The 20,524-nt window shown below is 61.7% G+C and carries 18 protein-coding genes and 1 pseudogene; 6 read left to right on the top strand and 13 right to left on the bottom strand.

Features of this window, described 5'->3' with window-relative positions; genetic code table 11:
- Positions 1-57 precede the first annotated feature (57 nt).
- Complete coding sequence (locus ABLX76_RS23175; RefSeq protein WP_348875350.1) at positions 58-1,395, top strand: aspartate aminotransferase family protein; 1,338 nt, start codon at positions 58-60, stop codon at positions 1,393-1,395.
- 520 nt (positions 1,396-1,915) lie between these two features.
- On the opposite strand, the gene ABLX76_RS23180 is transcribed toward ABLX76_RS23175, so the two are convergent.
- From ABLX76_RS23180 to ABLX76_RS23200, 5 genes are all read right to left on the bottom strand, one after another.
- Positions 1,916-2,620 (bottom strand): ABC transporter ATP-binding protein, encoded by a 705-nt coding sequence (locus tag ABLX76_RS23180; protein WP_348875351.1) that lies wholly within the window; start codon positions 2,618-2,620, stop codon positions 1,916-1,918.
- Complete coding sequence (locus ABLX76_RS23185; RefSeq protein WP_023288752.1) at positions 2,607-3,443, bottom strand: ABC transporter ATP-binding protein; 837 nt, start codon at positions 3,441-3,443, stop codon at positions 2,607-2,609. Before ABLX76_RS23185 ends, ABLX76_RS23180 begins: the two co-directional genes overlap by 14 nt.
- Positions 3,436-4,269 (bottom strand): ABC transporter permease, encoded by an 834-nt coding sequence (locus tag ABLX76_RS23190; RefSeq protein ID WP_065882576.1) that lies wholly within the window; start codon positions 4,267-4,269, stop codon positions 3,436-3,438. Before ABLX76_RS23190 ends, ABLX76_RS23185 begins: the two co-directional genes overlap by 8 nt.
- Positions 4,269-5,291: an ABC transporter permease gene (locus tag ABLX76_RS23195; protein ID WP_065882575.1), complete on the bottom strand. Its 1,023-nt coding sequence runs from the start codon at positions 5,289-5,291 to the stop codon at positions 4,269-4,271. Before ABLX76_RS23195 ends, ABLX76_RS23190 begins: the two co-directional genes overlap by 1 nt.
- Positions 5,292-5,411: 120 nt before the next feature.
- Positions 5,412-6,980 (bottom strand): ABC transporter substrate-binding protein, encoded by a 1,569-nt coding sequence (locus tag ABLX76_RS23200; RefSeq protein WP_032455044.1) that lies wholly within the window; start codon positions 6,978-6,980, stop codon positions 5,412-5,414.
- A gap of 205 nt (positions 6,981-7,185) precedes the next feature.
- Here ABLX76_RS23200 and ABLX76_RS23205 point away from each other — a divergent pair, with 205 nt between their 5' ends.
- On the top strand, positions 7,186-7,881 hold the full coding sequence (locus ABLX76_RS23205) for a GNAT family protein (protein ID WP_048296987.1): 696 nt from the start codon (positions 7,186-7,188) through the stop codon (positions 7,879-7,881).
- A gap of 140 nt (positions 7,882-8,021) precedes the next feature.
- Here the strand turns inward: ABLX76_RS23205 and betA are convergent, their stop codons facing one another.
- From betA to betI, 3 genes are read right to left on the bottom strand one after another with little or no spacing between them, the layout of a single operon-like run.
- Positions 8,022-9,686 (bottom strand): choline dehydrogenase, encoded by a 1,665-nt coding sequence (gene betA / locus ABLX76_RS23210; RefSeq protein WP_085551163.1) that lies wholly within the window; start codon positions 9,684-9,686, stop codon positions 8,022-8,024.
- A gap of 13 nt (positions 9,687-9,699) precedes the next feature.
- Positions 9,700-11,172 (bottom strand): betaine-aldehyde dehydrogenase, encoded by a 1,473-nt coding sequence (gene betB / locus ABLX76_RS23215; RefSeq protein ID WP_243805539.1) that lies wholly within the window; start codon positions 11,170-11,172, stop codon positions 9,700-9,702.
- Between the two features lie 13 nt (positions 11,173-11,185).
- Positions 11,186-11,773 (bottom strand): transcriptional regulator BetI, encoded by a 588-nt coding sequence (gene betI / locus ABLX76_RS23220; protein ID WP_023288759.1) that lies wholly within the window; start codon positions 11,771-11,773, stop codon positions 11,186-11,188.
- Positions 11,774-11,901: 128 nt separating this feature from the next.
- Between betI and betT the strand changes: the two genes are divergently transcribed.
- Complete coding sequence (gene betT, locus ABLX76_RS23225; protein ID WP_023288760.1) at positions 11,902-13,935, top strand: choline BCCT transporter BetT; 2,034 nt, start codon at positions 11,902-11,904, stop codon at positions 13,933-13,935.
- A gap of 46 nt (positions 13,936-13,981) precedes the next feature.
- Here the strand turns inward: betT and ivy are convergent, their stop codons facing one another.
- Entirely contained in the window at positions 13,982-14,428 is a 447-nt protein-coding gene (gene ivy, locus ABLX76_RS23230; protein WP_023288761.1) for an Ivy family C-type lysozyme inhibitor, read from the bottom strand.
- 225 nt (positions 14,429-14,653) lie between these two features.
- On the opposite strand from ivy, the pseudogene ABLX76_RS23235 reads away from it, so the two are divergent.
- Together ABLX76_RS23235 and ABLX76_RS23240 are read left to right on the top strand one after the other, a co-directional pair.
- A pseudogene (locus tag ABLX76_RS23235) lies at positions 14,654-15,074 on the top strand (hypothetical protein).
- 107 nt (positions 15,075-15,181) lie between these two features.
- Positions 15,182-15,910 (top strand): mechanosensitive ion channel domain-containing protein, encoded by a 729-nt coding sequence (locus tag ABLX76_RS23240; protein WP_322938080.1) that lies wholly within the window; start codon positions 15,182-15,184, stop codon positions 15,908-15,910.
- On the opposite strand, the gene ABLX76_RS23245 is transcribed toward ABLX76_RS23240, so the two are convergent.
- The gene (locus ABLX76_RS23245) at positions 15,907-16,800 is read right to left on the bottom strand and encodes a LysR substrate-binding domain-containing protein (protein WP_348875353.1); all 894 of its coding nucleotides are present in this window, start codon (positions 16,798-16,800) and stop codon (positions 15,907-15,909) included. The two genes, ABLX76_RS23240 and ABLX76_RS23245, sit on opposite strands and share 4 nt — an antisense overlap.
- A gap of 254 nt (positions 16,801-17,054) precedes the next feature.
- Here ABLX76_RS23245 and ABLX76_RS23250 point away from each other — a divergent pair, with 254 nt between their 5' ends.
- Positions 17,055-17,660, top strand: a complete 606-nt coding sequence (locus tag ABLX76_RS23250) for a glutathione S-transferase family protein (protein ID WP_348875354.1) — start codon at positions 17,055-17,057, stop codon at positions 17,658-17,660.
- Between the two features lie 52 nt (positions 17,661-17,712).
- Here ABLX76_RS23250 and ABLX76_RS23255 read toward each other — a convergent pair whose 3' ends face one another.
- From ABLX76_RS23255 to ABLX76_RS23265, 3 genes are all read right to left on the bottom strand, one after another.
- Positions 17,713-18,498, bottom strand: coding sequence for an SDR family oxidoreductase (locus ABLX76_RS23255; protein ID WP_023288765.1), 786 nt, complete (start codon positions 18,496-18,498; stop codon positions 17,713-17,715).
- Positions 18,499-18,586: 88 nt separating this feature from the next.
- Entirely contained in the window at positions 18,587-19,384 is a 798-nt protein-coding gene (locus ABLX76_RS23260) for an SDR family oxidoreductase (RefSeq protein WP_002893589.1), read from the bottom strand.
- A 60-nt stretch (positions 19,385-19,444) separates the two neighbouring features.
- Positions 19,445-20,512, bottom strand: a complete 1,068-nt coding sequence (locus ABLX76_RS23265) for an ABC transporter permease (RefSeq protein WP_023288766.1) — start codon at positions 20,510-20,512, stop codon at positions 19,445-19,447.
- Positions 20,513-20,524 lie beyond the last annotated feature (12 nt).

Consider the following 20,524-nt stretch of genomic DNA (forward strand, 5'->3'; position numbering starts at 1 on the left):
TTGCGCGGCCGCGGCCAATGATGAAGTCAACCACTACGACATGAGAGAGGGCAGGGTATGAAGCTGGCAATTCACAACGAGGTCGCGGTAAGCAATGACGAAGTTCGGCAATTGGATCGCGCCTATGTGTTTCATTCATGGTCGATGCAGGGCAATCTCAACCCGCTGGTCATCGCCGGGGCGCAAGGCTGCGAGCTATGGGATTATGAGGGGAACACCTGGCTCGACTTCAGCAGCCAGCTGGTGAACGTCAACATTGGTTATCAGCATCCCCGGGTGCTGGCGGCCATGAAGGCGCAGCTGGAGACCCTGGTCACCATCGCGCCCGCTACCGCCAACCTTGCCCGCGGCGAAGCGGCGAAGCGCATCGTCGACCTGGCGCCGGCGGGCTTCAGCAAGGTGTTTTTCACCAACGCCGGGGCGGATGCCAATGAGAACGCGATTCGCATGGCGCGGCTTTTTACCGGACGCGACAAGGTGCTGTCGGCCTATCGCTCCTACCATGGCAACACCGGCAGCGCGATCGCCGCCACCGGCGACTGGCGCCGGGTGCCGAATGAGTTTTCCCGTGGCCATGTGCACTTCTTCAATCCTTACCTTTACCGCAGCGAGTTCAACGCTGCGACCGAGGAGGAGGAGTGCCAGCGCGCGCTGGCCCATCTGCGGCGGATCATTGAATGCGAGGGGCCGACGGCTATCGCGGCGATCCTGCTGGAGTCCATCCCCGGCACCGCCGGGATCCTCGTGCCGCCGGCAGGCTATATGCAGGGCGTGCGCGCGCTGGCCGACGAGTTTGGCATCGTGCTGATCCTCGATGAGGTGATGGCCGGCTTTGGTCGTACCGGCAGCTGGTTCGCCTTCGAACAGGATGGCGTGGTGCCGGATCTGGTGACCTTTGCCAAGGGGGTTAACGCCGGCTACGTGCCGGCGGGCGGGGTGCTGATTAGCGAGCCGATTGCCCGCTATTTTGACGATCACTTCTTTGCCGGGGGGCTGACCTACTCCGGCCATCCGCTGGCGATGGCGGCGATTGTCGCCACTATCGACGCGATGAAAGAGGAGAAGGTGGTTGAGAACGCGGCCTATATCGGCAACGAGGTGCTGCGCCCCGGTCTCGAGGCGCTGGCGGAGAAGCACGCCATTATCGGCGAGGTGCGCGGTCGCGGCCTGTTCCAGGCACTGGAGCTGGTGAGCAGCCGTGAACAAAAAACGCCGTTGACCGCCGCCGACATGGCCGCGATCAAAGGGGCCCTGACCGAAGCCGGGCTGCTGGCCTTTGTGGTGGAGAACCGCATTCATGTGGTACCGCCGTGCACCATTACTGCTGAGCAGGTGGCGCAGGGGCTGGGGATTTTTGATGCGGTCTTCGCCCGCTTTGCCAGCCTGGCGAAGTAGGGGAGGGTAGTGGAAGCGACCGCCGGACGGTTCCCTTTCCCTCCGGGAGAGGGCCAGGGGGAGGGGAAGCGCTGCCGTGTGGTTTTTTATGTTATCTGTGGCTTCAGCGTAGTTTGCGCTCCCGGCTAATCGTCTGCGTTATGTCAATTCCGGGCAGATTGCGCTCCCGGTTAATTTTCTGCGTTATGTCTCTTACGGCGCAGGGAGCGCACAGGGGGCGGCCAGTCGCCGCCGCCCCCTGTACCCCCGGGCTCCGGCCAGCAAAATCGCCACTGCGTGGTGCCTTCGACTTATCCCTGCAGGCTTCGGGTCGGGCCGAGGCAGCGTCCGTGCAAAACACGGCCCTCAGCCCGCATCCATGCGGGCTGCCCCGGCCTTCCGGGAACGTCTCAGCGATTTTGAGGCCGTCAGCACCGGCAGTTTCAGTGGCGCAAGTGGGTTAATTAACGGCTGGCTGCACGGCCCCTCCAGGCCAGGTAAGCGAAGCGCCACCGACAAAACGACGGCTCCTCAGCTGACCTCACTTCATCCGGTGTTCCCCGTTGAGCAGCGCTTCGCGATCGAAAAAGCGCTGGATCACACCCTCCGCCATAAACGCCGCCCGATCGGACATATGGGCGATGACGTCGGCATCGTGGCTGACCAGCAGATAGGTCATGCCGTGCTCCTGTTTCAGGCGATTAAGCAGATTGAGGATTTCCGCCTGCACCGACATATCCAGCGCCGAGGTCGGCTCATCCAGCAGCAGGATCTGCGGACGCAGCAGCAGGGCGCGGGCAATGGCCACGCGCTGCCGTTGACCGCCGGAGAGCTGGTGCGGATAGCGGCGTGCGGCGTCGGCGGCCAGACCCACCTGCTCAAGGGCGGTGGTTACCCGCGGGGCAACGTCGCGGATGTCGTGGATCTGCAGCGGCTCCGCCAGGGTGCGCCACAGGGTATGGTTGGGATGCAGCGAAGCATACGGATCCTGAAATACCATCTGCACATTGCGTCGCAGCTCGCCCTGAAAGCGGGCGCCCGGCGCGATGGCCTGGCCCAGCAGCGCCATGCTGCCGCGCCATTCGCGCTGTAATCCGGCGAGCACGCGCAAAATCGTCGATTTGCCGCAGCCCGAGGCGCCGATCAGGCTGAAGGTTTCCCCGGCGTCGACACGGAAACTGGCGGCGGAAACCGCCGTCTTCGCGCCGAATGTTACCTGTAGATCCTTAAGATTAACGATCGCCATGGGTCGTCTCCGTAAAGTCCTGGGTTCTGTCGAGGGTCGGCAGCATCTGACCGTAGGTTTGCGCATTTGGCCGGCAGGTCCACAGGGTGCGGGTATAAGGGTGCGTCGCGGTCGGCAGCGCCCGCGCCGGCATCTCATCGACCTGTCTCCCCTGGTACATCACCAGCACGCGATCGCAATGCGCGGCCACCAGCGGTAGATCGTGGCTGATCAGTAACATGGCCATCTGCCGCTGCGCGCACTGCTCCACCAGCAGCTCGAGGATCTGGTTGCGCAGGCGGGCGTCAAGGGCCGAGGTCGGCTCGTCGGCTATCAGCACCCTCGGGTTATTGAGCAGCGCGAGGGCGATCATCACCCGCTGCCCCATCCCGCCGGAGAGCTCGCCGGGATAGCGGCTGAGGACCGGGAGATCCAGACCGACGGCGGCGATGGCGTCTTTGACCGCCTCGGCGCGAGCGCGGCGGCGGAGACGCTGATGCAGGGTTAACGCCTCCTCCAGCTGCGTCTGAATGGACTGCACCGGATTCAGCGCATAGCGCGGATCCTGCAGCACCATGGCGATATCGTTGCCGCGCAGTTCGCGCCAGCCGCGGGCGCTGAGGGTCAGCACATCGCGCCCCAGCACCTCCAGCCGTTCGGCGCTCACCACCCCGGGCTTGCGCACCAGGCCCATCAGCGCCCGGGCGGTCATCGATTTGCCGGAGCCGGATTCCCCCACCAGCGCCAGCCGCTCGTTGCCGAGGGTGAAGCTGACGTTGTCCACCACCCGGGCGGTGGGGTAGTCGACGGCGAGTCCCTGGACGGTCAGTCGGATGTCAGTCATGTTGCGGCTCCAGAATATCGCGCAGGCCATCGCCCAGCAGGTTAAACGCCAGGCTGGCGAGCAGGATCGCCGCGCCGGGGATGGCGGCGATCCACCACTGATCGAAAATCACCTGCATCCCGTCGGCAATCATCGCTCCCCACTCCGCCATCGGCGGGCGGGCGCCCAGGCCGAGAAAGCCGAGCCCGGCGGCGGCGAGGATAATGCCCGCCAGATCGAGCGCCAGCCGGACAATCGCCGACGGCAGACACAGCGGCAGAATATGGCCGACCAGCAGCCGCCGGCCGCGGATGCCCAGCATCTCCGCCGCGGCGAGATAGTCGCTATGGCGCAGGCGCTGAATTTCGCTGCGCGCCTGACGGGCGTAGGCCGGCCAGGTAGTCAGGGCTAACGCCAGCGCGCCGTTGACCAGCCCCGGGCCGAGCATCGCCACGAACGCGAAGGCGAGGATCAGCCGCGGCATCGACATCACCACGTCGGTAAAGCGCATCAGTATCCGCTCCAGCCACCCGCCATAGTAGCCGGAGAGAATACCCACCAGCAGACCGACGGGCAGGGTAATGGCGGTCACCAGCGCGACCAGACCCAGCGCCGGACGGGCGCCGTAGAGCAGGCGCGACAGCAGATCGCGGCCGTAGCTGTCGGTGCCGAGCCAGTGCCCCGCGCCCGGGCCCTGCAGGCGGGCGGCGGCATCCTGCCAGTTAGGATCGTGCGGCGCCAGCCACGGAGCGAACAGCGCGGTCAACACCAGCAGGATCACCAGGGTCAGGCCGCTGAAGGCGGCGGGTGAGCGGCGCAGACGGCGCAAAAACAGATAAGTCGGCATCAGCGCACCCTCGGGTCGGTTAACCGCACCAGCAGGTCGGTCAGGTTATTGATCAGCACAAAACTCACGCCGATCAGCAGCGTGCCGCCCATGATCGCCGTGGTATCCCCGGCGAACAGCGCGGTGGTGAGGTAGCGACCGATCCCCGGCCATGAGAAGACGGTTTCGGTGAGCACCGCCCCTTCGAGCATTGAGGTCCAGGCGAGGGCGGTCACCGTCAGCAGGGTGCCGCGGATATTGGGCAGGACGTGGCGCAGCAGAATCGTCATCTCACCGGCCCCTTTGGCCCGCGCCAGCAGAATGTACTCTTTGTTCATTTCACTGAGACAGGCGGAGCGGGTCAGACGGGTGATGCTCGCCAGCGAGTAATAGGCCAGAACCAGCCCCGGCAGCAGCAGATGGCCGATAGCATTTTTGAAAGCCGCTGTATCGCCGGAGAGCCAGGTGTCGATCAGCGCAAAACCGCTGCGCGGCTCGACGGTGTACTGATAAATATCGTCGAGACGACCCGGGCCCGGCGCCCACTGCAGCCGGGCGTAGAACAGGGCCAGCATCAGCAGGCCGAGCCAGAATATCGGCACCGAGTTGCCCAACAGGGTAAAGGTGCGCACCGCCAGATCCCACGGCGAACCGGCGTAACGGGCGCACAGCACCCCGGCGACGATGCCCAGTATCGCGCCGACGATCAGCGCCAGGGTCGCCAGCTCAAGGGTCGCCGGGAAGACCGCCAGCAGATCGTGGAGCACCGGCTGGCCGGTGGCGCTGGCGATACCGAGATCGCCATGGGCCAGGTTGACCAGATAGTGCCAGAACTGCACCGGCAGCGGCTGGTCGAGGCCCAGCTGATGGCGAACCTGATCATAGGTCGACTGGCTGGCATGGTCGCCGACGATCTGCAGTACGCGGTCGACCGGCGACAGCGCGGAGAGCGAGAAGGTGACCAGCAGCAGCCCGAACAGCGTCAGCAGCAGCGTCAACAGCCCCTGCAGCAGGCGGGTAAGATGAGTGGAAAACGATGGCATGGAAAATGGAAATTCCTGGTATATCAACATGGTTCCCGGCGGCGCGACGCCCACCGGGTCCGGGTGGAAAAACGGTCATCCGGGCAGGGCGAGACCGCCGTGCCCGGTAACATAACCCGCTTACTTGGTCACGTTATCGTACCAGACCATGTCGGCGTTCAGCCCCTGCTGATAGCCCTTCACGTTATCGCGCACCACGATCTGGGTTTTCCCCTGGTCAATAAAGACGTATGGCGAATGCTGCAGCAGGGTTTCCTGCATCGTTTTGTACAGGTCGAGGCGTTTCGCCGGGTCCGGCTCCGCCACCGCGGCGAGGGTGGCTTTATTCAGCTCAGGGATCTGCCAGCCGTTGAGCCCGGCCACGGTGCTGGATTTACCATCGTTCCACGCGAAGGCGCTGGCGTTGGAATGGGCATCAAAGTAGTCGGGGATCCACAGGCGGATCGCCGCCTGATGCTGCTTCGCGCGCACCCGGGCATAGACCTGGCTGCCGGCGGCCGGCAGGAGATCCACCTTCACCCCGCCCTGGGCAAAGCTGGCCTGCAGCGACTGGGCGATGGTGATAAACGGCGGTTTGTTCTCCACGTCGAGGGTGAAGTGCGCATCTTTAATGCCCGCTTTATCAAGGATAGCCTTAGCTTTTTGCGGGTCGAAGGCGAATGGATTGGTCTCCAGCGCCCCCGGCAGGCCGGCCGGCAGGAAGCTTTGGTGAATAAAGTACTGGCCTTTCAGCAGATTTTTGGTGATGCCCTCATAATCGACCAGCCAGCGCGCCGCCTCCCAGAAGGCCGGATTATTGAGCAGCGGGTTGGCGCTGTTGGCGGTATTAAACACCAGATAGTTCTGCTCGGCGGACGGGATGCTCAGCACCTTCACGCCGGGTTTATCCTGCAGGGCGGCAATCTGGTCAGCGCCGAGATCGCGGGCCACGTCGGCATCCCCCTGCTGGATCAGCAGGCGGCGGGAAGCCGGGTCGGGGACGTTTTTAATAATGATGCTCTTGATCTTCGGCGCGCCGGTGGGGGAGCTGGCGTTGGCTTCCAGCACGATGGCCTGATGCGGCTGGTAGACGCGCATTTTATAGGCGCCGCTGCCCGCCGAGTGCATCTTCAGCCAGTCGTTGCCGAAGTCGTTATTTTTCGCGTTCGGCGCCACCTGTTTTTCATCAACGATGGAGGCGATGGGGGTGGAGAGTATATTCAGCGCCACCGCCGGGCTGACGTCGGCGGTCCAGTGCAGCGTCAGGGTATGGTCGTCAACCTTTTTCAGCTGGCTGGCGATGTTGTCCGGCTGCCAGCCGAGCACGTTGAGAATAAACGCCGGCGATTTATTCAGCGTCACCGCGCGGGTGTAAGAGAAAATCACATCTTCCGGGCGCAGCGGATTACCGGAGGCGAATTTGGCATCCGGCTTCAGTTTGATGGTCAGGGTTTTCGCCGCCGGGTCGGCCTGCCAGCTTTCGGCGAGGATCGGTACGATTTTTTCAGGGTTGTTGCGGTCCGGCTGTACCAGACGCTGGTAGAGGCTGGGCACCGTCTGAATGCTGGAGAGTTCGTTCGCTTCCGCCGGGTCGAGACTGACGATATCGTCGAGACCCTGGGCGACCACCAGCGTGTTGGGCGGCGTGGCGGCATGCGCGGCGGCGGAGAGCGCCGTCAGTACCAGTAAAGGCAACAGTTTCTTGGTCATATGCAATCCCTGAAAAATGGTTATTTTAATTTTTTATGCTTCGCTACGTTAGGCCGCTTGCCAAAAGGCGTAAAGTCAAAATAAGGATATCCTTATGCTAAAAACGCATAATCAAGAACGACAGGTTATTGCCAGGCGTGCAGAAGCGCCTTTCTCGGCTGCTGGCTTCTTGCTATAACGCATTGTCTATTGCGAGGAGGTGGGTGTGCCGGAAATCAATGAGTTTGGCCAGCAGGTGAATGATCTTGTCCCTGGCTGGCAGGGGGCGCGAGTCCTGCGGCGAACGGCGTTAAATGGCCGTTTTTGTCGACTGGAGCCGCTGGACGTTGACCGTCATGCGGCGGATCTGTTTGCCGCCTATGCGCTCGGCGACAACAGCGACTGGACGTGGCTGGCGTCTACGCGGCCGGAGAGCGTAGCGGCGACCGCCCACTGGATCGCGGGCAAGGTGAATGATGATGCTCTGGTGCCCTACGCGGTGATTGACCTGCGTAGCGAGCAGGCGGTGGGTATCGTCAGCTATATGGCGATCGAACGGGAAATGGGCACGGTTGAGATCGGCCATGTCACCTGGTCGCGACGGATGAAAAACACCCCGCTCGGAACGGAAGCGGTCTGGCTGTTGCTGAAGAACGGCTTTGATCATGGCTACCGTAGGCTGGAGTGGAAATGCGATTCGATGAATGTCGCCTCGCGCCGGGCCGCCGAGCGGCTGGGCTTTAGCTGGGAAGGGCGCCTGCGGCAGAGGCTGGTGCGCAAAGGGCGGACGCGCGACAGCGATATGCTGTCCATCATCGATGGCGAGTGGCCTGCGCGCGATGCGGCGCTGCGGGCGTGGCTGGCGGCGGAGAACTTTGCTGCCGACGGGCAGCAGATCAAACGCCTGGAGGCGTTTCGCTAACATCAGAGGCTGTCCCGACCTTCCAGGAACGCCTCTGCGATTTTGACGCCGCCGATACCGGTGGCGTAAGTGGCTACATTAACCGCTGGCCGCCCGGACCGTAGGCCGGGCAAGGCATAGCCGCCGTCCGGCCTAAACGATTAGCGGCGAACCGGCGCGTCGCCAGCGACATAATACGCCGCGGTGCTGCGCGGCAGCGGCTGGCGGCCGCGAATGGCGTCAGCCATCTTCTCGCCGATCATAATGGTGGTGGCGTTCAGGTTGCCGGTGATGATCTGCGGCATAATTGACGCATCGACCACCCGCACTCCTTCCAGACCGTGGACACGGCCTTCGCCGTCGACCACCGCCATCTCGTCGTAACCCATCTTACAGGTCCCGCACGGGTGGAACGCGGTCTCGGCGTGGTTGCGCACAAACTCATCCAGCTCGGCATCGCTCTGGCAGTCAATACCCGGGCTGATTTCGCGGCCGCGATACTTATCCAGCGCCGGCTGGTTCATGATCTCCCGGGTGATGCGAATGGCGTCGCGGAACTCCTGCCAATCCTGCTCATGGGACATATAGTTAAACAGGATCGCCGGATGGGCGTGCGGGTCGCGCGACTTCAGACGCACGTGGCCGCGGCTGGGGGAGCGCATCGAGCCGACGTGGCACTGGAAGCCATGCTCTTTCACCGCGTTGGAGCCATTGTAGTTAATCGCCACCGGCAGGAAATGGTACTGAATGTTCGGCCAGGCGAACTCGGCGCGGCTGCGGATAAAACCGCCCGCTTCGAACTGGTTGCTGGCGCCGATCCCGGTGCCGCCGAACAGCCACTCGGCGCCGATCTTCGGCTGGTTCCACCACTGCAGCGCCGGGTAGAGCGACACCGGCTCTTTGCACTCGTACTGCAGGTACATCTCCAGATGGTCCTGCAGATTCTCACCCACGCCGGGGAGATCGTGCACCACCGGGATATCGAACTGCCTGAGCAGCTCGGGGTTACCGACGCCGGAGCGCTGCAGGATCTGCGGCGAGGCAATCGCCCCGGCGCACAGCAGCACCTCTTTGTTGGCCGTCGCTTTTGACGGGATAGTGCTTTCCCCCTCCAGCCACTCGACGCCCACCGCGCGCTTGCCGGAAAAAATAATGTGATCGGTCAGCGCATGGGTGCGGATGGTCAGGTTGGGGCGACCGCGCGCCTGGTCGAGGTAGCCGCGGGCGGTGCTGGCGCGACGGCCCTGTGGCGTCACAGTGCGGTCCATCGGACCAAAGCCTTCCTGTTGGTAGCCGTTGAGATCGTCGGTGCGCGGATACCCCGCCTGCACCCCGGCTTCAACCATCGCCTCGAAGAGCGGATTATTGCCGGGCTTCGGCGTGGTGACGCTCACCGGGCCATCGCCGCCGTGATAGTCGTTGGGCCCGATATCGCGGGTTTCCGCTTTCCGGTAGTAGGGCAGGCAGTCGAGATAGCTCCAGTGTTCCAGTCCCGGGGCGGCGGCCCAGTTATCAAGGTCCAGAGCGTTGCCGCGAATGTAGCACATGCCGTTAATCAGCGAGGAGCCGCCGAGCCCTTTGCCGCGCCCGCACTCCATGCGGCGGTGGTTCATATAGGGCTCCGGTTCGGTCTCGTAGGCCCAGTTGTAGCGTTTGCCCTGCAGCGGGTAAGCCAGCGCGGCGGGCATCTGGGTGCGGAAATCGAACCGGTAGTCCGGGCCGCCGGCCTCCAGCAGCAGGACGGTGGTGGTTGGATCTTCAGTCAGTCGTGTCGCCAGAACGTTGCCGGCGGAGCCGGCGCCAATAATGATGTAGTCAAATTGCAAAAAAACCTCCCGGTTAAAATATGGACTGGAATTTACCCATCTCAACCTGGATGGACTTCACCTGGGTGTAACTCTGCAGGGTCATCACGCCGTTCTCGCGGCCAATACCGGAGTGCTTATAGCCGCCGACCGGCATCTCCGCCGGGGATTCCCCCCAGCTGTTGATCCAGCAGATGCCGGCTTCCAGCTGATGAATGGCGCCGTGGGCGCGGTTCAGGTCGGCAGTGACGATACCCGCCGCCAGGCCGTAGTCGGTATCGTTGGCGCGGCGGATCGCTTCTTCTTCGGACGCGTAGCTGAGGATGGACATCACCGGGCCGAAGATCTCCTCGCGCACGATGGTCATCTCATCGGTGCAGTCGGTAAACACCGTCGGGGCCACCCATGCGCCGTTGTCAAAGCCTTCGCCCTTCAGCACGTCGCCGCCGCACAGCAGGCGAGCGCCTTCTGCTTTGCCTTTGGCGATGTAGCGCAGCACATTGTCACGGTGCGGGAAGCTGACCAGCGGGCCAAAGTTGGTGGTTTCATCGAACAGATCGCCCGCGCGGATGCGGCCCACGCGCTCAACGATTTTCTGCTCAAACGCCGCCTTAACCTTCGCGGGGACGAACACGCGGGTGCCGTTGGTGCACACCTGGCCGGAGCTGAAGAAGTTGGCCATCATGGCGATGTCGGCCGCGAGATCGAGATCCGCATCGTCGAAAATAATCAGCGGCGATTTACCGCCCAGCTCCATGGTGACCTCTTTCAGCGATGAGGCTGCGGAGTTGGCCATCACCTTTTTGCCGCTGGCGACGCCGCCGGTAAAGGAGACTTTAGCGATGCCCGGATGTTCAGTCAGGTACTGGCCGGTCTCCGCACCCAAGCCCGGCAGGACGTTAAACACCCCGTCCGGCAGGCCCGCTTCGCTGTAAATTTCCGCCAGCCTGAGGGCGGTGAGCGGGGTGACTTCGCTCGGTTTGAAAATCATTGCATTGCCGGCGGCCAGCGCTGGCGCCGATTTCCACAGGGCGATCTGGATCGGATAGTTCCACGCGCCGATCCCGGCCACCACACCCAGCGGTTCGCGGCGGGTGTAGACGAACGACGTCTCGCGCAGGGGGATCTGACTGCCTTCCAGCGCCGGGATCAGCCCCGCGTAATACTCCAGCACGTCGGCGCCGGTGACGATGTCCACGGTTGAGGTTTCGGAATACGCTTTACCGGTGTCGAGGGTTTCCAGCTTTGCCAGCTCGTCGTTGCGCTCGCGCAGGATATCGACGGCGCGACGCAGGATGCGCGAGCGTTCCATGGCGGTCATCGCCGCCCAGATTTTTTGCCCGCGCCGCGCGCTCTCAACGGCGCGGTCGACATCCTCGCGTCCGGCAGCCTGAACGGTCGCCAGCACCTCGCCAGTGGCAGGGTTGATGGTCTCGAAGGTGCGACCGCTGGTGGCCGATGTATAACCACCATTAATATAAAGCTGCTGTTCTGCCATTCGGGACATAACGCCTCCTCGGTTATGGGTTCGGTAAATGCTGACGAATAAAGTGGCTGGTCAGCGACTGCGCCAGCGTCTTATCCAGCGGTTTGCCGCTGAGCGCCGCCCGCAGCCACAGGCCGTCTATCAGCGCCGCCAGCCCGTAGCCGGCCTCCTGGGCCTGCTCGCGCGGCAGCTCGCGGCGGAACTCGTACACCAGGTTTGACAGCAGGCGGCGGCTGCTCACCTGCTGCAGGCGGTAGAGCATCGGCTGGTGCATGCTGCTGGCCCAGAAGGCCAGCCAGGCCTTCATCGCCGCGCTGCTGATCTGCGTCTCATCAAAGTTGCCGCCGACTATCGCCTGCAGACGCTCTCCGGCGCTGCCGTCCGGCAGGGCGTGCAGACGGTTAAGCACCGCGTCGCGCAGCTGGCTGGTGATGTCGCGCATGGTCGCTTCCAGCAGACCATTTTTGTCTTTGAAATAGTGACTGATGATCCCCGTCGATACGCCCGCTCGCCGGGCGATCTGCGCGATGGTCGCGTCGTGCATTCCGACTTCATTTATTGCGTCCAGCGTGGCGTCGATCAGTTGCCTGCGCCGGATTGGCTGCATCCCCAGTTTGGGCATTTTTGCCACTCCATTCATCAGCGTTGGTTAACTATTAAAGCGGTTTTTGATTGGACGTTCAATATAAAATGTGTCTTAATTGTTACGTTATTGAATTTTAATAGTTACAAAAACAGTGGGGATACTGGATGACAGATCTTTCGCAAAACAGAGAAAAGGACAAAATCAATCCGGTGGTTTTTTATACCTCGGCCGGACTGATTTTGTTGTTTTCCCTGATGACGATCTTTTTTCGCGATTTTTCTGCCGAGTGGATTGGGCGCACCCTGGACTGGGTGTCGAAAACCTTCGGCTGGTACTATCTGCTGGCGGCGACGCTGTATATCGTCTTCGTCGTCTGCATTGCCTGTTCGCGCTTCGGCTCGGTGAAGCTCGGGCCGGAGCAGTCTAAGCCCGAGTTCAGCCTGCTCAGCTGGGCGGCGATGCTGTTCGCCGCCGGGATCGGCATCGACCTGATGTTCTTCTCGGTCGCCGAACCGGTGACGCAATATATGCAGCCGCCGGAAGGGGCGGGGCAGACCATCGAAGCGGCGCGCCAGGCGATGGTGTGGACGCTATTCCACTACGGACTCACCGGCTGGTCGATGTATGCCCTGATGGGCATGGCGCTGGGATACTTTAGCTATCGTTATAATTTGCCGCTCACCATCCGCTCGGCGCTCTATCCTATCTTCGGGAAAAAGATTAATGGCCCCATCGGCCACAGCGTCGATATCGCGGCGGTGATCGGCACCATCTTCGGCATCGCCACCACCCTCGGCATTGGCGTGGTGCAGCTCAACTACGGTCTGAGCGTGCTGTTCGATATTCCTGACTCGCTGGCGGCGAAGGCGGCCCTGATAGCGCTGTCGGTGATCATCGCCACCATCTCGGTCACCTCCGGGGTGGACAAGGGCATCCGCGTGCTCTCCGAGCTGAACGTCGCGCTCGCGCTGGGGCTGATCCTGTTCGTGCTGTTCATGGGCGATACCTCCTTCCTGCTCAATGCGTTAGTGCTGAACGTCGGCGACTACGTCAACCGCTTTATGGGCATGACGCTGAACAGCTTCGCCTTCGACCGCCCGGTGGAGTGGATGAACAACTGGACGCTCTTTTTCTGGGCGTGGTGGGTGGCCTGGTCGCCGTTCGTTGGCCTGTTCCTGGCGCGCATTTCGCGCGGGCGCACCATCCGCCAGTTTGTGATGGGCACCCTGATTATTCCGTTCACCTTTACTCTGCTGTGGCTGTCGGTGTTCGGCAACAGCGCGCTGTATGAGATCATCCACGGCGACGCGGCCTTTGCCGGGGAGGCGATGCTCCACCCGGAGCGCGGCTTCTACAGCCTGCTGGCGCAGTATCCGGCGTTTACCTTTAGCGCGTCGGTGGCGACCATTACCGGTCTGCTGTTCTACGTCACCTCTGCCGACTCCGGCGCGCTGGTGCTGGGAAACTTTACCTCGAAGCTGAAGGACATCAACAGCGACTCCCCGAACTGGCTGCGCATCTTCTGGTCGGTGGCTATCGGTCTGTTGACCCTCGGGATGCTGATGACCAACGGCATCTCGGCGCTGCAGAACACCACGGTGATCATGGGGCTGCCGTTCAGCTTTGTGATTTTCTTCGTGATGGCCGGACTGTATAAGTCCCTGAAGGTGGAAGATTACCGCCGGGTCAGCGCCAGCCGCGACACTGCCCCGCGCCCGCTCGGCCTGCAGGATCGGCTGAGCTGGAAGAAGCGCCTGTCGCGGCTGATGAATTACCCGGGCACGCGCTATACCAAACAGATGATGGAGACGGTGTGCTTCCCGGCGATGGAGGAGGTTGCCCAGGAACTACGGCTGCGCGGCGCCGCGGTGGAACTGAAGAGCCTGCCGCCGGAAGAGGGCGAGAACCTTGGTCACCTCGATCTGCTGGTGCACATGGGCGACGAGCAGAACTTTATCTACAAGATCTGGCCGCAGCAGTACTCGGTGCCGGGCTTTACCTATCGGGCGCGCAGCGGGAAATCCACCTATTACCGGCTGGAGACCTTCCTGCTGGAGGGCAGCCAGGGTAACGACCTGATGGATTACAGCAAAGAGCAGGTGATCACCGATATTCTCGACCAGTACGAGCGGCACCTGAACTTTATCCATCTGCACAGGGAAGCGCCGGGGAACAGCGTGATGTTCCCGGATGGCTAGTCAGGGGAGCCCCCGTCGGGGAAAGACTGACGGGGGCGACGGGCCGTTACTGGTAGTTAAAAGCGTCCGGATGGTTGTCGAGGCTGCCGCTGAGGGCGGCAAACAGCACGGTTTTGCCATCAATGGACAGGGCGTCGCTGACGTTAAGCCAGGTCAGCTTCTCCTGGTCGGTTTTTTCATCGACCACCGAGTATACGCCTGACATCTGTTTGGTTTTTTCCGACCAGATCACCGCGATACGCTCATGGCCGCAGTCGTGGGGTTTGCAGGCGCTTAACACCTGCCAGGATTCGCTACCCAGCTTCACCGTCTGCGCCGGCGACCCGGTGCCGCCGGTGGTCACCCAGGCGGGCAGCTGATGGCCTTTGACCATCTGGTTAAACGACGCCCGGGTGGCGGTATCGTGGGCCAGACTGTTCAGCGTGACGTCGCCTTGCGCCATGACGCTGGCGGAGGCGGCTAAGGCGATAATAGCGGTAAGCGTTTTAAACATGTTTCCTCCTGGACTTATTCCGTCCTCATAACAAGCCTCTTTATAGTGAGCGTAGAAAATGATTAATGCAAACTATGACATAAATCCCGTGAATGATTAGCAGCGGTGCGCGCATGGACGTTACGCTAAGCGATATGCCATGATGCGGATTGATTAAAATTTTCCAATATATGCCCTTGTGATAAAGCAGTTAGCGAAATGGCATAGTTATTCAGGCGATAAAGCATGGCGTATGTGAATCATCTACTGACGTTTATTGAGAGTAATCCGGCGCTGGCGGTGGGATTTAACCTTATTCTGCTGCTGCTCTCTGGCATATTTGCCCACCTTTTATGCAAGTTCTTGCTGATTAAAGTGGTGCGTAAGGTCTTCTTTGGTAGCCATAAACAGGACGTGCCGCTGGAGAAGGATCGACGCATCGCCGAAAAGCTGTCCAATTTCATTCCGGTTATTATCGTCTATTACGTTCTGCAGTTTATGCCGGCGATGCCGGCATCGCTGGTGACGGCGATTAATACCATCTGCGGGATCTTGTTTTTTATTTTTATGTCGGTGTTTTTCAACGAGATGCTGGATATTGTCAACAGCTCTTATCTGCGAAAAACCAAACGTAAAAATCATTCCATTAAGGGCTATATCCAGATAGGCAAAATCTTAGTCCACATCCTGGCGGCGATTATGATCCTCGCCGTGATGTCGAACAAATCGCCGATCATTATTATCTCCAGTCTCGGGGCGGTGGCGGCGGTGCTGATGATCGTCTTCCAGCATACCCTGCTGTCGCTGGTGGCGAACGTTCAGCTGTCGTCCAACGACGTGCTCCAGCTGGGGGACTGGATTGAAATGCCTGACAAGAACCTCAGCGGTGAGGTGACGGATATCGCGCTGCACACCATTACTATCCGTAACTGGGACAATACCATTTCCCGTATTCCCACCAAGAATTTCCTCACCGAGACCTATACCAACTGGCAGGCGATGTTCTCCTCCGGGGCGCGGCGGATCATGCGCAGCATCGCCATCGATCAGCACTCAGTGCGTTTTCTCAACCAGGAGATGCTCTCCTCGATGCTGACTATCCGCGGGGTAAGCGAGCCTCTGACCACGCTGCTTGACGGTCGGGATCCCGGCGGCGTGGCGGACCGCTGGTTTGTCGATAACGGCCTGACCAACCTGACCCTGTTTCGCCACTACCTGATGCACTATCTCGCCGAGCGACCGGATATTATTAAGGAGATGTATATTGTGGCGAGGACGCTGAAACCGTCGCCGTCGGGCATCCCGTTAGAGATTTACTGCTTTACCTCTTCGACGCTGTGGAAAGACTACGAGAATACCCAGTCGGCGATATTTGAGTACATTACCGCGGTGGCCGGGCAATTTTCCCTGCGCCTCTATCAGTATCCCGCCGGGCACGATTTCTGGCGTCTCTCCCAGGAGCACGCCGCCCGGGCGGGCCTGCCGCCGTCGGCGGAAGGCTAAGCGCTGAGCTGCTGGCGCCAGAGGGCGATCTCCTCCTCCAGCCAGGCGATGAACCGGGCGATTTCCGGGCGGTTCTCCGCCTGCGGGGAGACGATCAGCCAGTAGTGCCAGGGGTAGGGGACGGTGACGGCGGTGAGCTGCACCAGCTCGCCGCGGGCTATCGCCCCCGCCACCAGCGAGCGCCGCTCCAGCGCCACGCCCGCTCCCAGGCGAACCGCCTCCAGCACCAGGTTGGAGTCGTTCAGGCGCAGGCCCGCAGGAATGATTGTCTTTTCCAGCCCCGCCTGGCTGCACCAGGCGTTCCAGGACTCCATGGAAAAAACGATATCGCTGGCGGCGATCGCCTGCGGGGTGGTCGGCAGGTCGCCGCCGCGATAGTGCGGCGCGGCCACCACCAGCTGTTCATCGGCAAACAGATGCCGGCTTTCCATCCCCTCCCAGTCGCCTTGCCCCATGCGAATGGCCAGATCGATACCCTCCTGCTGCAGGTTGACCACCGCCAGGCTGGTCAGCAGGCGCACCGCGATCTGCGGATGCCGCGCCTGAAAGCGCGCCAGCCGCGGCAGCAGCCAGTGGCAGCCAAAGGAGGGGAGCGTCGCCAGGGTCAGTTCCATCGTGCGGGGTTTGATCTGCACCATCCGCGTGGCGTCGGCGATGTGCTGTAACGCCTCGCGGATTTGCAGGGCATAGAGCCGCCCCTCTTCCGTGATGCGCACCCCGCGGCCGTGGCGGACAAACAGTGTGACGCCGACCAGGGCTTCCAGCTGTTTGATGTGCTGGCTGACCGCCGAATGGGTCACGCTCATCTCGTGGGCGGCCTGCGTCACGCTGCCGAGGCGCGCCACCGCCTCAAAGCTGCGCAGGCTGGCGACTGTGGGAAAATCTGCCATGGTGATCTCTCTTGTCAGGGCGTCAATACGTTAACGTTACTACCGGGTTAGCGGGTTTTAAAGCCGCCGCGATCAGACAGTGGACGGGCTTCAGGCGCTCTCAGTCGGTATAGCACAGGGGAGACCGGCGGACTATCCCGTGGCGCCAATTTGTTAGTTTTTCTAACCTTTGCGGTAAGCATCCCCTGATATTCGCGGGGCGGGTTTTCCAGTAAGGTAAGCCAGCAACCCCTTTATCGCAGGCAGGAGTGACGATGAAACTCATTGGTATGATGGATTCACCTTATGTAAGACGCGTGGCGGTTTCTCTGGCGCTCTATGGCGTGGAATTTGAGAGCCTGCCGCTGTCGGTCTTTAGCGGCTTTGATGAATTCTTCCGTATTAATCCGGTGGTCAAGGCGCCGACGGTGGTTCTCGATGACGGGACACAGCTGATGGACTCCACGCTGATCCTCCACTATTTCGAAACGACCCATCCCGGCGGACGCCGGCTGCTTCCCGCGCATCCCGAGGCGCTGGCCCGCGACCTGCACCTGCTGGGGGTGATCCTCGCCGCCAGTGAAAAAGCGGTCCAGCATGTTTATGAGCACCGTCTGCGGCCGGAGGAGAAGCAGCATCAGCCGTGGATAGCCCGGGTGACCGGTCAACTGCTCGCCGCCTGTCGGGAATGGGACGCCCGGCTGGCAGACCGCGTTGCCGCCGCGCAGCCGGACCAGGTGTTGGTCACCAGCACGGTGGTCTGGTCCTTTATCCAGTTGATGATCCCGACGGTGGTGCCGGCAACGGCGTTTCCGCATATCCGCGCACTGGCGGAGAAAGGAGAGGCGCTGCCGGCGTTTCAACAGTATCCCCTGAGTTAACGGCGGGGATGGCGAGGGGCGCCGCAGCGTGGCGCCCTGAAGCAGGAGAGGATCACCAGCAGACAAACCCGCCGTCGACCACCAGGTCTACGCCGGTGCAGAACGAGGCGGCGTCGCTGGCGAGGAACAGCGCCGGGCCGGCCATCTCTTCCACCTTCGCCATCCGCTGCATCGGCGTCTGGCTTTCAAACTCGCGGGTCTGGTGCACCATCTCCGGGCGGGTATTCATCGGCGTGGCGGTATATCCCGGGCTGATGGAATTGACGCGGATCCCTTTGTCCACCCACTCCATCGCCAGGCTTTTCGACAGATGGATCACGCCGGCTTTGGAGCAGTTGTAATGCGCCTGGTCGAGGCCGCGGTTAACGATAATCCCCGACATCGAGGCGATGTTGATAATCGACCCGCCGCCGGACTCCAGCATCAGTTCCGCTTCCGCTTTGCAGGAATTCCACACCCCGGTGAGATTGATATCGATCACCCGCTGCCATTGCTCGCTCTCCATCGCCAGCGCCGGATTGGCGTTGGCGATCCCGGCGGCGTTGACGGCGATGTCGAGGCGGCCAAAGCGGCTTTTGGCCAGCGCGACGGCGGCGCGCAGGTCGGCCAGCTGGCGGACGTCGCCGGTGTAGGCGCAGGCCTGGCCGCCTATAGATTCAATATGACTGACCGTTTCCGCCAGCCCGCCGTCGTCGCGAAGATCAAAACAGACCACCCGCGCGCCGGCGCTGGCGAGACTGCAGGCGATAGTCTGGCCAATGCCGCTGCCGGCGCCGGTAACGAAGGCGACGCGATCCTGCAGGCTAAACAGCTGTTGTGCAAAGTCTTTACCGATCATAATGATTATTCTCTTCAATAGAGTGTCGAACGTCGGGAGCCTGACGTCCCGGATAGCGGCGCGTCGCGCCTAATCCGGGCTACCGTGCTCAGGACATAATCAAACCGCCATCGATATTAATGGTCTGTCCGGTGAGATAGCGGGCGTCGTCGGAGGCGAGAAACGCCACCAGGCCGGCGACATCTTCCGGCTTGCCGGCGCGCTTCATTGGAATGCCCTCGACCCACTCCGCCATCAGCTCGCCTTTGCCGTAGCGCTTCTGCTCGGTGCTGAGAATTTCGCCCCACACGCGGTCGTTGTAATCCCACATTTCGCTTTCAATAATGCCCGGGCAGAAGGCGTTGACGGTGATATTCCACGGCGCCAGCTCGTGGGCCAGGCTTTGGGTAATGCCGATCACGCCCATCTTGCTGGCGGCATAGTGAGGGGTGTAGATGAAGCCCTGACGCCCCTGGCCGGATGAGGTGTTGATCAGGCTGCCGTGGTTCTGTTTCACCATATATTTGGCCGCCTCGCGGCAGCATAGCCAGACGCCGGTGGTATTGACCGCCAGCACTTTCTCGAAATCGGCTTTTGGCATCCGATCGTAGTAATCAATGGTGATGACCCCGGCGTTCTGAATCGAGACGTCAATGGTGCCGAAGCGGGCGGCGGCCTGCTCATACAGCCCCTGCACCTGGGCTTCGTCGGTGACATCGACCTGCAGCGATAAAATATCCGCCTGATAGCGCTGACGCAGGGTTTCGGCGGTCTCATGAACGCGCTCGGCGTTGGAGACCATCACCAGGTTTGCGCCGTCGCGGGCGAAGCGCTCGGCAATACCCGCGCCAATGCCGCGGCAGGCGCCGGTGATCACCACCGTTTTGTTCTGGAAATCTCGTTGCATATTTTTTCCCTTTCGCTGAGCCGGGCACCAGGCCCGGCGGAAGATGTGAATCGTTGCCGGTTAGCTGGAGGTGGCGCCGTTGGGGGGGAGGGCGGCCAGTTTCTCCTCATGGCGGCGCATCAGGATGACCTTGCTCTGCAGCTTCTGCTGGAACTGGTCGACGACCACGGCGGTAACGATCACCACGCCTTTGATCACCATCTGCCAGAAGTCGCTGACGCCCATCATCACCATGCCGTCGGCAAGGAAGACGATCACGAAGGCGCCGATAATCGAGCCGGTCACCCGACCACGGCCGCCGGCCAGCGCGGTGCCGCCGAGCACGGTGGCGCCGATGGCGTCCATCTCAAACATGTTGCCGGTCATCGGGTGCGCGGTTTGCAGCTGTGATGCGACGATCAGGCCGACAAAGGCCGCGCACAGGCCGGAGAAGGCATAGACGAATATTTTCGCTTTCACAATCGGCACGCCGGCAAGGCGGGCGGCGGACTCATTGCCGCCGATGGCGTAGATGTAGCGGCCAAGCGGCGTTTTGGTGGTCAGCCAGTAGCCCAGCACCAGGAAGCCGATCATCAGCCAGATGGGAAGATAGACGCCGAGCAGAGTGCCGGAGCCGAGGGTGGCGAAACCGGTGTTGCCCAGCGCTTCCATACCGTTGAGATTCGGGTAGGTGCTCCCGTCGTTAAACAGCAGCGCGGAGCCGCGGGCGACGTACATCATGCCTAAGGTGCAGATAAACGGCGCCACGCCGAAGCGGGTGATCACCGCGCCGTTCACCAGGCCGACCAGTACGCCGAAGATCGCCACGCAGAGGATCACTTCCGGGACGTTAAAGAAGAGGATGTCGCCGTTCCACAGCGGCAGGCCGTTGGTCAGCAGCGCGCCCGCCACCATGCCGCAGATCCCCGCCACCGCGCCGACGGACAAATCAATGCCGCCGGTGAGAATGACCAGCGTCATGCCGATGGCCAGCAGGCCGGTGATCGCCACGTGCTGGGTCATGATCAGCAGGTTAGAGGCGGTCAGGAAGTTGGGTACCATCACGCTGAAGAATGCGATCACCAGCAGCAGGGCGATAAAGGTGCGGGCCTTCAGCAGGTACATATAAATCATATATTTCTGGTTCATGATGGATTCCAG

Origin of the sequence: Klebsiella sp. JB_Kp004 (assembly GCF_040065795.1) — a bacterium.
Lineage (GTDB): Bacteria > Pseudomonadota > Gammaproteobacteria > Enterobacterales > Enterobacteriaceae > Klebsiella > Klebsiella quasipneumoniae.

What these genes read in the sequence shown, in the direction of transcription:
- ABLX76_RS23175 (WP_348875350.1), top strand. Translation starts at nt 58, where the DNA reads ATGAAGCTGGCAATTCACAACGAGGTCGCGGTAAGCAATGACGAAGTT.
- ABLX76_RS23180 (WP_348875351.1), bottom strand. Translation starts at nt 2,620, where the DNA reads ATGGCGATCGTTAATCTTAAGGATCTACAGGTAACATTCGGCGCGAAG.
- ABLX76_RS23185 (WP_023288752.1), bottom strand. Translation starts at nt 3,443, where the DNA reads ATGACTGACATCCGACTGACCGTCCAGGGACTCGCCGTCGACTACCCC.
- ABLX76_RS23190 (WP_065882576.1), bottom strand. Translation starts at nt 4,269, where the DNA reads ATGCCGACTTATCTGTTTTTGCGCCGTCTGCGCCGCTCACCCGCCGCC.
- ABLX76_RS23195 (WP_065882575.1), bottom strand. Translation starts at nt 5,291, where the DNA reads ATGCCATCGTTTTCCACTCATCTTACCCGCCTGCTGCAGGGGCTGTTG.
- ABLX76_RS23200 (WP_032455044.1), bottom strand. Translation starts at nt 6,980, where the DNA reads ATGACCAAGAAACTGTTGCCTTTACTGGTACTGACGGCGCTCTCCGCC.
- betB (WP_243805539.1), bottom strand. Translation starts at nt 11,172, where the DNA reads ATGTCCCGAATGGCAGAACAGCAGCTTTATATTAATGGTGGTTATACA.
- betI (WP_023288759.1), bottom strand. Translation starts at nt 11,773, where the DNA reads ATGCCCAAACTGGGGATGCAGCCAATCCGGCGCAGGCAACTGATCGAC.
- betT (WP_023288760.1), top strand. Translation starts at nt 11,902, where the DNA reads ATGACAGATCTTTCGCAAAACAGAGAAAAGGACAAAATCAATCCGGTG.
- ivy (WP_023288761.1), bottom strand. Translation starts at nt 14,428, where the DNA reads ATGTTTAAAACGCTTACCGCTATTATCGCCTTAGCCGCCTCCGCCAGC.
- ABLX76_RS23240 (WP_322938080.1), top strand. Translation starts at nt 15,182, where the DNA reads ATGATCGTCTTCCAGCATACCCTGCTGTCGCTGGTGGCGAACGTTCAG.
- ABLX76_RS23245 (WP_348875353.1), bottom strand. Translation starts at nt 16,800, where the DNA reads ATGGCAGATTTTCCCACAGTCGCCAGCCTGCGCAGCTTTGAGGCGGTG.
- ABLX76_RS23250 (WP_348875354.1), top strand. Translation starts at nt 17,055, where the DNA reads ATGAAACTCATTGGTATGATGGATTCACCTTATGTAAGACGCGTGGCG.
- ABLX76_RS23255 (WP_023288765.1), bottom strand. Translation starts at nt 18,498, where the DNA reads ATGATCGGTAAAGACTTTGCACAACAGCTGTTTAGCCTGCAGGATCGC.
- ABLX76_RS23260 (WP_002893589.1), bottom strand. Translation starts at nt 19,384, where the DNA reads ATGCAACGAGATTTCCAGAACAAAACGGTGGTGATCACCGGCGCCTGC.
- ABLX76_RS23265 (WP_023288766.1), bottom strand. Translation starts at nt 20,512, where the DNA reads ATGAACCAGAAATATATGATTTATATGTACCTGCTGAAGGCCCGCACC.